The organism is Ensifer sp. SSB1, from assembly GCF_016652895.1.
Lineage (GTDB): Bacteria > Pseudomonadota > Alphaproteobacteria > Rhizobiales > Rhizobiaceae > Ensifer.
On record NZ_JAEPRP010000160.1, the window covers coordinates 7,541 to 17,482 of the forward strand.

The window sequence follows — 9,942 nt, forward strand, 5'->3', positions numbered from 1 at the left end:
GGCGCTTCAGACGGTTGTTACGGTTGATGACGCGGCGATAGAGATCGTTCAGATCCGACGTCGCGAAACGGCCGCCGTCGAGCGGGACGAGCGGACGCAGATCCGGCGGGATCACCGGAACGACCTTCATGATCATCCATTCCGGACGGTTGCCGGACTCCATGAAATTCTCGACGATCTTCAGCCGCTTCATCAGCTTCTTCTGCTTCAGATCCGAGGTCGTCTCGGCCAGTTCCGCACGCAGATCGCCGGCGATCTTTTCGAGATTCATCGAAGCGAGCATTTCATAGATCGCTTCAGCACCGATCATCGCGGTGAACTGATCTTCGCCGAACTCGTCGACGGCGAGCATGTAGTCTTCTTCGCTGAGGAGCTGGTTTTCCTTCAGCGACGTCAGACCAGGCTCGGTGACGATGTAGTTTTCGAAGTACAGAACGCGCTCGACATCCTTCAGCGTCATGTCGAGCAGCGTCGAAATGCGGCTCGGCAGCGACTTCAGGAACCAGATGTGGGCAACGGGAGCGGCGAGCTCGATGTGGCCCATGCGCTCACGTCGAACGCGCGACAGCGTGACTTCGACGCCGCACTTTTCGCAGATGATGCCCTTGTACTTCATGCGCTTGTACTTGCCGCACAGGCACTCGTAGTCCTTGATCGGGCCAAAGATGCGCGCGCAGAACAGACCGTCGCGTTCCGGCTTGAACGTGCGGTAGTTGATCGTCTCCGGCTTCTTGATCTCACCGTAAGACCAGGAAAGAATCTTCTCCGGCGAGGCGATCGAAATCCGGATGGAATCGAAGGTCTGTGCAGGCACCTGCGGATTGAAAAGATTCATGACCTCTTGGTTCATGCCTGTCTCCTTTACGGGCTTTACGCCCTGAGCTTGGCGAGGGTGCCGACAAATCCCGGGCGCCGGCCCCTGCCCCATAAACAGCTAAAACCGCATTGGCTGCGGCTCTGTTCCTGCCGAAGACGCCAGCGTCTTCAGGCGGAAACGGTGCGCGCCGCATCGCGGCACGCACCATGGATCGTCTTACTCGGCTGCGTCCGGCAGTTGCGTCGCGCCAGCTTCGTCGACCTTCGAGTTTTCGAGTTCGACCGAGAGGCCCAGCGAGCGCATTTCCTTGACGAGAACGTTGAAGCTCTCCGGAATGCCCGCCTCGAAGGTGTCGTCGCCACGGACGATCGCTTCGTAGACCTTGGTACGACCCGCAACGTCGTCCGACTTGACCGTCAGCATTTCCTGCAGGGTGTAGGCTGCCCCGTACGCTTCCAGCGCCCAGACTTCCATTTCCCCGAAGCGCTGACCGCCGAACTGCGCCTTGCCGCCCAGCGGCTGCTGGGTGACGAGCGAGTACGGACCGATCGAACGAGCGTGGATCTTGTCGTCGACGAGGTGGTTGAGCTTCAGCATGTAGATGTAGCCCACGGTCACCTGACGGTCGAACTGATCACCGGTACGGCCATCATAAAGCGTCGACTGACCGGTCACCTTCAGACCCGCCTGCTCCAGCATCTCGTTGACGTCGGCCTCGACAGCACCGTCAAAGACCGGCGTTGCGATCGAAACGCCGCGACGGGTCTGCTCGGCAAGCCGTACGATCGATTCATCGTCGTATTGCTTGATCGGCTCACCCTTCGGGCCCGACCCGATGACGCTGTCGATGGTATCGCGCAGCGGCTGGATATCGGCACCTGCCTTGTATGCGTCGAGCATCGCACCGATCTTCTTGCCCATGCCGGCGCAAGCCCAGCCAAGATGGGTTTCGAGGATCTGGCCGACGTTCATGCGCGAAGGCACGCCGAGCGGGTTCAGAACGACGTCGACATGCGTGCCGTCTTCGAGGAACGGCATGTCTTCGATCGGCACGATACGCGACACGACACCCTTGTTGCCGTGACGGCCGGCCATCTTGTCGCCCGGCTGGATCTTGCGCTTAACAGCGACGAAGACCTTGACCATCTTCATGACGCCCGGAGGCATTTCGTCGCCGCGCTGGACCTTCTCGACCTTGTCCATGAAGCGCTGTTCAAGGCGCGACTTGGATTCGTCGTACTGGGCCCGCAGAGCTTCGATTTCGCCCTGAGCCTTTTCGTCTTCGACGGCGAACATCCACCACTGCGAGCGGGGGTATTCGCTGACGACCAGGTTCGAAAGCTCGGTGCCCTTCTTGAAGCCCTTCGGGCCGGCAACGGCCGTGTGGCCACGCAGCATATCGACGAGACGTGCGTAGACGTTACGATCGAGGATCGCCTGTTCGTCGTCGCGGTCCTTGGCGAGGCGTTCGATTTCCTCGCGCTCGATTGCCATCGCACGCTCGTCCTTCTCAACGCCGTGGCGGTTGAAGACGCGAACTTCGACGACGGTACCGAAGGTGCCCGGGGGCATGCGCATCGAGGTGTCGCGAACGTCGGAGGCCTTTTCACCGAAGATGGCGCGCAGAAGCTTTTCTTCCGGCGTCATCGGGCTTTCGCCCTTCGGCGTGATCTTGCCGACGAGGATGTCACCCGGCTGAACCTCAGCACCGATATAGACGATACCGGCTTCGTCGAGGTTGCGCAGCGCTTCTTCCGAAACGTTCGGAATGTCGCGGGTGATTTCTTCCGGACCCAGCTTGGTGTCACGCGCCATCACTTCGAATTCTTCGATGTGGATGGAGGTGAACACGTCGTCGCGCACGATCCGCTCGGAGAGCAGGATCGAGTCTTCGTAGTTGTAGCCGTTCCAGGGCATGAACGCGACGAGCGCGTTGCGGCCGAGAGCCAGGTCACCAAGGTCGGTCGACGGACCGTCAGCGATGATGTCGCCCTTGTTCAGGACGTCACCGACGGTCACCAGCGGGCGCTGATTGACGCAGGTGTTCTGGTTCGAACGCTGGAACTTCTGCAGACGATAGATATCGACGCCCGACTTCGACGGATCGAGGTCTTCGGTCGCGCGGATAACGATACGGGTCGCGTCAACCTGGTCGACGACACCGCCACGACGGGCTGCAATCGCAGCGCCGGAATCGCGGGCAACGACCGGCTCCATACCGGTACCGACGAACGGAGCTTCGGCGCGCAGCAGCGGCACGGCCTGACGCTGCATGTTCGAGCCCATCAGTGCGCGGTTGGCGTCGTCGTTCTCAAGGAACGGGATGAGCGCGGCCGCGACCGAAACGAGCTGCTTCGGCGAAACGTCCATCAGGTTGATGTTGTCGCGCGGCGCCAGCATAACTTCACCGGAGTGACGGCAAACGACGAACTCTTCAGAGAACGAGTTGTCTTCGTTCAGCGTCGAGTTTGCCTGCGCCACATGGTACTTCGCTTCTTCCATCGCCGAGAGATAGACGACGTCGTTCGTCACCTTGCCGTCGACGATCTTGCGGTACGGGCTCTCGATGAAGCCGTACTTGTTGACGCGGGCGAAGGTTGCAAGCGAGTTGATCAGACCGATGTTCGGGCCTTCCGGCGTTTCGATCGGGCAAATACGACCGTAGTGGGTCGGGTGAACGTCGCGGACTTCGAAGCCAGCACGCTCGCGGGTCAGACCACCCGGGCCAAGAGCCGACAGACGGCGCTTGTGGGTGATTTCCGAAAGCGGGTTTACCTGGTCCATGAACTGCGACAGCTGCGAGGATCCGAAGAACTCGCGAACGGCGGCAGCTGCCGGCTTCGCGTTGATCAGATCCTGCGGCATGACCGTGTCGATTTCGATCGAGGACATACGTTCCTTGATCGCGCGCTCCATGCGGAGCAGGCCGAGACGGTACTGGTTCTCCATGAGCTCGCCGACAGAACGAACACGGCGGTTGCCGAGGTTGTCGATGTCGTCGATCTCGCCCTTGCCGTCGCGCAGCTCGACGAGCATCTTGACGACAGCCAGGATGTCTTCCTTGCGCAGGATGCGCACGGTGTCGGCGACCTCGAGGTCGAGGCGCATGTTCATCTTGACGCGACCAACGGCCGAAAGGTCGTAGCGCTCGGCATCGAAGAACAGCGTGTTGAACATGGCTTCCGCGGAATCCATGGTCGGCGGCTCACCCGGACGCATGACGCGGTAGATGTCGAACAGGGCGTCCTGACGGTTCTCGTTCTTGTCGGCTGCAAGCGTGTTGCGGATGTAGGCGCCGACATTGATGTGGTCGATGTCGAGAACCGGGATCTCGTCAAAACCAGCCGAGAGAATGAGCGGAAGCGTCTTCTCGTCGATCTCGTCGCCGGCTTCGAGGTAGATCTCGCCGGTCGCGAAGTTGACGACGTCTTCGGCAAGATAGTTGCCATAGAGATCGTCATTGGTCGCCTTGAGCGCCTTCAGACCCTTGTCCTGCAGCTGACGAAGCAGACGCGGGGTCAGCTTCTTGCCGGCCTCGACGACGACTTCGCCGGTATCGGCGTCAACCATCTCAGTGATGGCCTTCTGACCCTTCAGGGCATCAGGCTGGAACGGCACGCGCCAGCCTTCGCCGTCGCGCTGGTAGAGCGACTTCGTGTAGAAGGTGTCGAGGATTTCCTCGCCGTCCATGCCGAGCGCCATCAGAAGCGACGACACCGGAATCTTGCGGCGGCGGTCGATACGGGCGTGCACGATGTCCTTGGCGTCAAACTCGATGTCGAGCCAGGAACCACGGTAAGGAATGACGCGGGCTGCAAAGAGCAGCTTGCCCGACGAATGGCTCTTGCCCTTGTCGTGGTCGAAGAACACGCCCGGCGAACGGTGCATCTGCGAAACGATGACGCGCTCGGTGCCGTTGACGATGAACGTACCGTTGTCAGTCATGAGCGGCATGTCGCCCATGTAGACGTTCTGTTCCTTGATGTCCTTGATCGACTTTGCGCCGGTATCCTCGTCGATATCGAACACGATGAGGCGCAGCGTCACCTTGAGCGGCGCTGCGTAGGTCAGATCGCGCTGACGGCATTCTTCGACGTCGAACTTCGGCGGCTCGAATTCGTACGAAACGAACTCAAGCATCGATGCGCCCGAGAAATCCTTGATCGGAAAAACCGACTTGAAAACAGCTTGAAGCCCTTCATCAGGGCGACCGCCCTTGGGCTCTTCAACCATCAGAAACTGGTCGTAGGATGCCTTTTGAACCTCGATGAGGTTCGGCATTTCTGCGACTTCTGGAATTTTACCAAAAAACTTGCGTACGCGCCTGCGACCGTTAAACGAAAGGGTCTGAGCCATCGTCGCTCCTTGTCAATCTTGCATCCGGGCCTGCAACGGACGGGAACCGATGGCCAGTCGACCCCGTCAATCAATGAGTAGTTCAATCTCGTCCAACTCACGGAAAACGCTCAGCGCGGATTGCTGTGCTGCCTTCCGTTCGAGACCATCCTCTTGAAGAACCCATTACCCAAAAGCCGTTTTTCGACAGGCTTTTGGGTAATATGTTCTAAAAACGGTCAAAGAGAGGCGGCCTGAAAAGGCCACCTCCCCTTGCATGTAGCCGAATTACTTGACGTCAACCTTGGCGCCAGCTTCTTCGAGCTTCTTCTTGAGGTCAGCAGCTTCAGCCTTGGAAACAGCTTCCTTGACCGGCTTCGGAGCGCCTTCGACCAGGTCCTTGGCTTCCTTGAGGCCGAGGCCGGTGATAGCGCGGACTTCCTTGATGACGTTGATCTTGTTGGCGCCAGCGTCAACGAGGATAACGTCAAACTCGGTCTTTTCTTCTTCAGCAGCAGCCGGAGCAGCAGCGCCGCCAGCAGCAGCGACAGCTACCGGAGCAGCAGCCGAAACGCCCCACTTCTCTTCGAGCAGCTTGGAAAGCTCAGCGGCTTCCAGAACGGTCAGCGAGGAGAGGTCTTCAACGATCTTTGCGAGATCAGCCATTTTACTTTTCCTTTTGTTCGGTTCGAACTGGTTTTAAATACAACAGCGAAAATCCGCCTTAGGCGGCTTCGTCCTTCTTGGCATAGGCCGAGAACACGCGAGCAAGCTGGCTTGCCGGTGCCTGAACAACCGTTGCGACGCGGGTTGCCGGGGCATTGAGAAGGCCCAGCAGCTTTGCGCGCAGCTCGTCGAGCGAAGGCAGGGTCGCAAGCGACTTGACTGCTTCGGCGTTGAGCGTGGTCGTGCCCATGGCGCCACCGAGAACAACGAGCTTGTCGTTGGTCTTGGCGAAATCCATGACAACCTTAGGAGCCGTGATCGGGTCTTCGCTGTATGCGATCAGCGTCTGACCCTTGAAGAGATTGGTCATCCCTTCCGACTCGGTGCCCTGAAGAGCGATCTTGGCCAGGCGGTTTTTCGCGACTTTGACGGTGCCGCCAGCAGCGCGCATTTTCGAACGGAAGTCGTTCATCTGCGCAACTGTGACACCAGCATAGTGGGCCACGACAACCGAACCGGAAGCCTTGAAGACTTCGTTCAGCTCCGTGACGAATTCGCGTTTTTCCGCTCTTTCCACTGTCTGTCTCCAGTAGGCAGGGTTGCAAAATGCAGCCCTGCCGGGTTTGCCTTTGTCACCCGAGATCGAGCTCGATCCCTGATAACGCTTAAGGATCCTGTCCCTTGGCGTTCCCGGAAGAGCCGGGTCTGACACAAGGCAAGCGAGGTTCGAACCGAATTTCGACGCCTCCGGCGTCATAGTGAAATTCAGATCTTACCCGTCTCATGCAGGCCGAAGTGATTAAGGTAAAACCACCCGCAATCTCGGACAGGAATTCCGGACTTGACGCCCGGATTCCCGGCCCCGAAAGGCCGGGAATTCAGTCTCGGGCCGAAGCCCGAAATTCATTAGGCGACGCTGAGCGTGGCGGGGTCGATCTTGAGACCCGGGCCCATGGTCGACGAAATTGCGACGCGCTTGACGTAGTTGCCCTTGGCACCGGTCGGCTTCGCCTTGACCACGGCGTCAGCGAAAGCACGGATGTTTTCTTCCAGTGCCTTGGCGTCGAAGGACGCCTTGCCGATGCCAGCGTGAACGATACCGGCCTTCTCGACGCGGAATTCAACGGCGCCGCCCTTGGAAGCCTTAACGGCACCAGCGACATCCATCGTAACCGTGCCGACCTTCGGGTTCGGCATCATGCCGCGCGGGCCGAGAACCTTACCGAGGCGGCCGACGAGCGGCATCATGTCCGGGGTCGCGATGCAGCGATCGAAATCGATCTTGCCGCCCTGGACGATTTCGACGAGCTCTTCTGCGCCAACGACGTCAGCACCAGCAGCCTTGGCTTCGTCAGCCTTGGCGCCACGTGCGAAAACGGCGACGCGAACCGAGCGGCCGGTGCCATTCGGCAGGTTGACAACGCCGCGGACCATCTGGTCGGCGTGGCGCGGGTCAACGCCGAGGTTCATCGCAACTTCGATGGTTTCGTCGAACTTGGCAGTTGCGCGTTCCTTGACCATCGAGACGGCTTCGGTGAGGCCGTAGATCTTCGTCGGGTCAACGCCCTCGCGGGACTTCTGTACTCGCTTTGCAATCTTCGCCATGGTCTTAGCCTACCACTTCCAGGCCCATAGCGCGGGCAGAGCCCTCGATCATGGCCATTGCGCCTTCGATATCGGCAGCATTGAGATCCTTCATCTTGGCTTCGGCGATCGACTTGATCTGAGCCTTGGTGAGCTTGCCAGCCGAACCGCCCTTACCGGGGGTCTTCGAACCGGACTGGATCTTTGCTTCCTTCTTCAGGAAGTAGCTGACCGGCGGCTGCTTCATGACGAAGGTGAAGGACTTGTCCTGGTAATAGGTGATGACGACCGGAATCGGCATACCCTTTTCCATTTCCTGCGTGGCGGCATTGAACGCCTTGCAGAATTCCATGATGTTAATGCCACGCTGACCGAGCGCAGGACCGATCGGCGGGGACGGATTGGCCGACCCAGCCTTCACCTGCAGCTTGAGCTGGCCTGCAACTTTCTTAGCCATTTCTCTCTGCCTTTCTGAAATCCCCTTGCGACGGATCGCTCCGAGGATCAATTGCGCCGGTTGCCCGGCTTGTGCCGATCACTGGGACCGGCGGCTGCGGTTGCGTGGTGCGGAACATCCGACCCGGCTAAGGCCGGCCTCCTTCCACGCGCATGCGGATTTCTCCGCCAGAATGGGCCGAAACCCACCCTATCCTTTTAAGGCCTTATCAGACCTTCTCGACCTGACCGTATTCCAGCTCGACCGGGGTCGCGCGACCGAAGATCGAAACTTCGACCTTGAGGCGCGAACGCTCTTCGTCGACATCCTGAACGACGCCGTTGAACGAGGCGAACGGACCATCCGAAACGCGAACCTGTTCGCCGATCTCGAACGAAACCGAAGGCTTCGGACGCTCGACGCCATCCTGGACCTGACCAAGGATGCGCTCAGCCTCATGGTCCGGAATCGGAACCGGCTTGCTGTCCGTCCCGAGGAAACCCGTCACCTTCGGCGTGTTCTTGATAAGGTGGAAGGCCTCATCCGTCAGATTGGCGCGAACCAGAACGTAGCCCGGGAAGAACTTGCGCTCGGCGTCGACCTTGCGGCCGCGACGCACTTCGACAACCTTCTCGGTCGGCACGAGAATCTTCTCGAACAGATGCTCGAGACCCTTCTGCTTGGCCTTTTCCTCGATCGATTCGGCGACCTTCTTTTCGAAGTTCGAATAGGCGTGAACTATATACCAGCGCGCAGCCATGCTACCCTCCACCCAATCAAGCGCCAACGTTGAGGATGAGGCCGATCAGCCAACCCATCAACTGGTCCGCAGCAAAGAAGAAGGCGGCGGCAAAAAAGACCATGACAAAAACCATCAGCGTCGAGATCATCGTCTCGCGCCGGGAAGGCCAAGTCACTTTCGACGTCTCAGAGCGAACCTGCTGCAGAAACGTTACCGGATTCGTTTTGGATGCCATGTAATGCTCACGCCATTACGGCGCGTAAAGCCGATGATTCAGCCCCACGCACCGCGTGTCTGTTTGGACCCTACATAAAGACCGATTCCAAAAACTACAAGAGCCAATCAGTCTTTTCTGTGAATTTCGTCGACAGTATAACCGGTCCTTAAACTTACTCTGCCGAACCCTCAGTTTTTGAAAGCCTGAGAAGAATGGCAGGGGCAGAGGGGCTCGAACCCCCGACCTGCGGTTTTGGAGACCGCCGCTCTACCATCTGAGCTATACCCCTATTCGGTTGCGTCCTCGTTCAACAACGTGTCGCCGCCTCAAGTCAGCGGCTTCATATTCAGTTTGCCGGAGGATGACAAGCACCTTTCAACGCCGATCCTAAAAAATCCGCATTCAATTGCATCTATCCCCTGCCCTGCCGGCTGGAGCGCCCCACAAAGAAGGGCAAGTCATTGCCTCGCCACTCAGAAATGGTCGCAGCGCTGTGGCCATTCGCTATCCTGCCAGAAGCCCCCTCACCGAACTCGATTCGCATGTCGCGCGTCACACTGGTCGAATATGATCCCTTCTGGCCGTCACTCTTTGATGAGCGGGCGCTTTCCATCACCGCCCTGCTCTCGCCTTTCGTCCGCGAGGTCCATCACATCGGCAGCACGGCGATACCCGGACTGGCAGCAAAGCCGAAGATCGATATCGATGCGGTGATGGTGGACGTAGGGGCGTTGCCGAAGCTCAGCGCTCGCCTGCAACGCGGGCTACACCTTTCACGGCGACCCGCGCGCAAGCGGCCTACGGACGTTTACGACGGCAACGCTTCCCTATGGCTCGCGGCTCTACCTCTGCGGAGACGACAACGCCGCCCATGCGGATCGCCTGCTCTTCCGGAACCGGTTACGGGAAAGGCCGGACTATGCGGCGCAATATGAGGCGTTGAAAAGACGGCTCGCCACGGAGGCCGGAAGCGATTGGGATTATTACGCTGGCGGCAAGCGCGCCTTCATCAACGCGGTGCTGGCGACTTGCCCAACGAAAAAGGCCCCGCCGTCGCCGGCGGGGCCTTCCTACTGACTCTTAATCAGCAGATTACTCGACGATGGAGGCAACGATGCCTGCGCCGACGGTACGGCCGCCTTCGC

7 protein-coding genes, 1 tRNA gene and 2 pseudogenes are annotated in these 9,942 nt (G+C 59.2%); 1 reads left to right on the forward strand and 9 read right to left on the reverse strand.

The window, feature by feature from the left end; all coding sequences use genetic code 11:
- The 9 genes and pseudogenes from I8N66_RS29210 to I8N66_RS29250 all read right to left on the reverse strand — a co-directional run.
- Positions 1-850: pseudogene (locus I8N66_RS29210) on the reverse strand (DNA-directed RNA polymerase subunit beta'); the annotation flags it as partial.
- Between the two features lie 183 nt (positions 851-1,033).
- Complete coding sequence (gene rpoB, locus I8N66_RS29215; protein WP_113541261.1) at positions 1,034-5,173, reverse strand: DNA-directed RNA polymerase subunit beta; 4,140 nt, start codon at positions 5,171-5,173, stop codon at positions 1,034-1,036.
- 267 nt (positions 5,174-5,440) lie between these two features.
- Positions 5,441-5,818 (reverse strand): 50S ribosomal protein L7/L12, encoded by a 378-nt coding sequence (gene rplL, locus I8N66_RS29220; protein WP_113541260.1) that lies wholly within the window; start codon positions 5,816-5,818, stop codon positions 5,441-5,443.
- Positions 5,819-5,876: 58 nt separating this feature from the next.
- Positions 5,877-6,395, reverse strand: a complete 519-nt coding sequence (gene rplJ / locus I8N66_RS29225; RefSeq protein ID WP_034795485.1) for a 50S ribosomal protein L10 — start codon at positions 6,393-6,395, stop codon at positions 5,877-5,879.
- 329 nt (positions 6,396-6,724) lie between these two features.
- Complete coding sequence (gene rplA, locus I8N66_RS29230; RefSeq protein WP_043626296.1) at positions 6,725-7,423, reverse strand: 50S ribosomal protein L1; 699 nt, start codon at positions 7,421-7,423, stop codon at positions 6,725-6,727.
- Positions 7,424-7,427: 4 nt separating this feature from the next.
- The gene (rplK, locus tag I8N66_RS29235; RefSeq protein ID WP_043626293.1) at positions 7,428-7,859 is read right to left on the reverse strand and encodes a 50S ribosomal protein L11; all 432 of its coding nucleotides are present in this window, start codon (positions 7,857-7,859) and stop codon (positions 7,428-7,430) included.
- A 208-nt stretch (positions 7,860-8,067) separates the two neighbouring features.
- Positions 8,068-8,598 carry a transcription termination/antitermination protein NusG gene (gene nusG / locus I8N66_RS29240; RefSeq protein ID WP_034795476.1) on the reverse strand — a complete coding sequence of 177 codons (531 nt, stop codon included), beginning with the start codon at positions 8,596-8,598 and terminating at the stop codon, positions 8,068-8,070.
- A 16-nt stretch (positions 8,599-8,614) separates the two neighbouring features.
- Complete coding sequence (secE, locus tag I8N66_RS29245; protein WP_113541259.1) at positions 8,615-8,815, reverse strand: preprotein translocase subunit SecE; 201 nt, start codon at positions 8,813-8,815, stop codon at positions 8,615-8,617.
- A 195-nt stretch (positions 8,816-9,010) separates the two neighbouring features.
- A tRNA-Trp gene (locus I8N66_RS29250) sits at positions 9,011-9,086 on the reverse strand.
- Positions 9,087-9,339: 253 nt separating this feature from the next.
- On the opposite strand from I8N66_RS29250, the pseudogene I8N66_RS29255 reads away from it, so the two are divergent.
- A pseudogene (locus tag I8N66_RS29255) lies at positions 9,340-9,874 on the forward strand (GrpB family protein).
- The last annotated feature ends 68 nt before the right edge of the window (positions 9,875-9,942 follow it).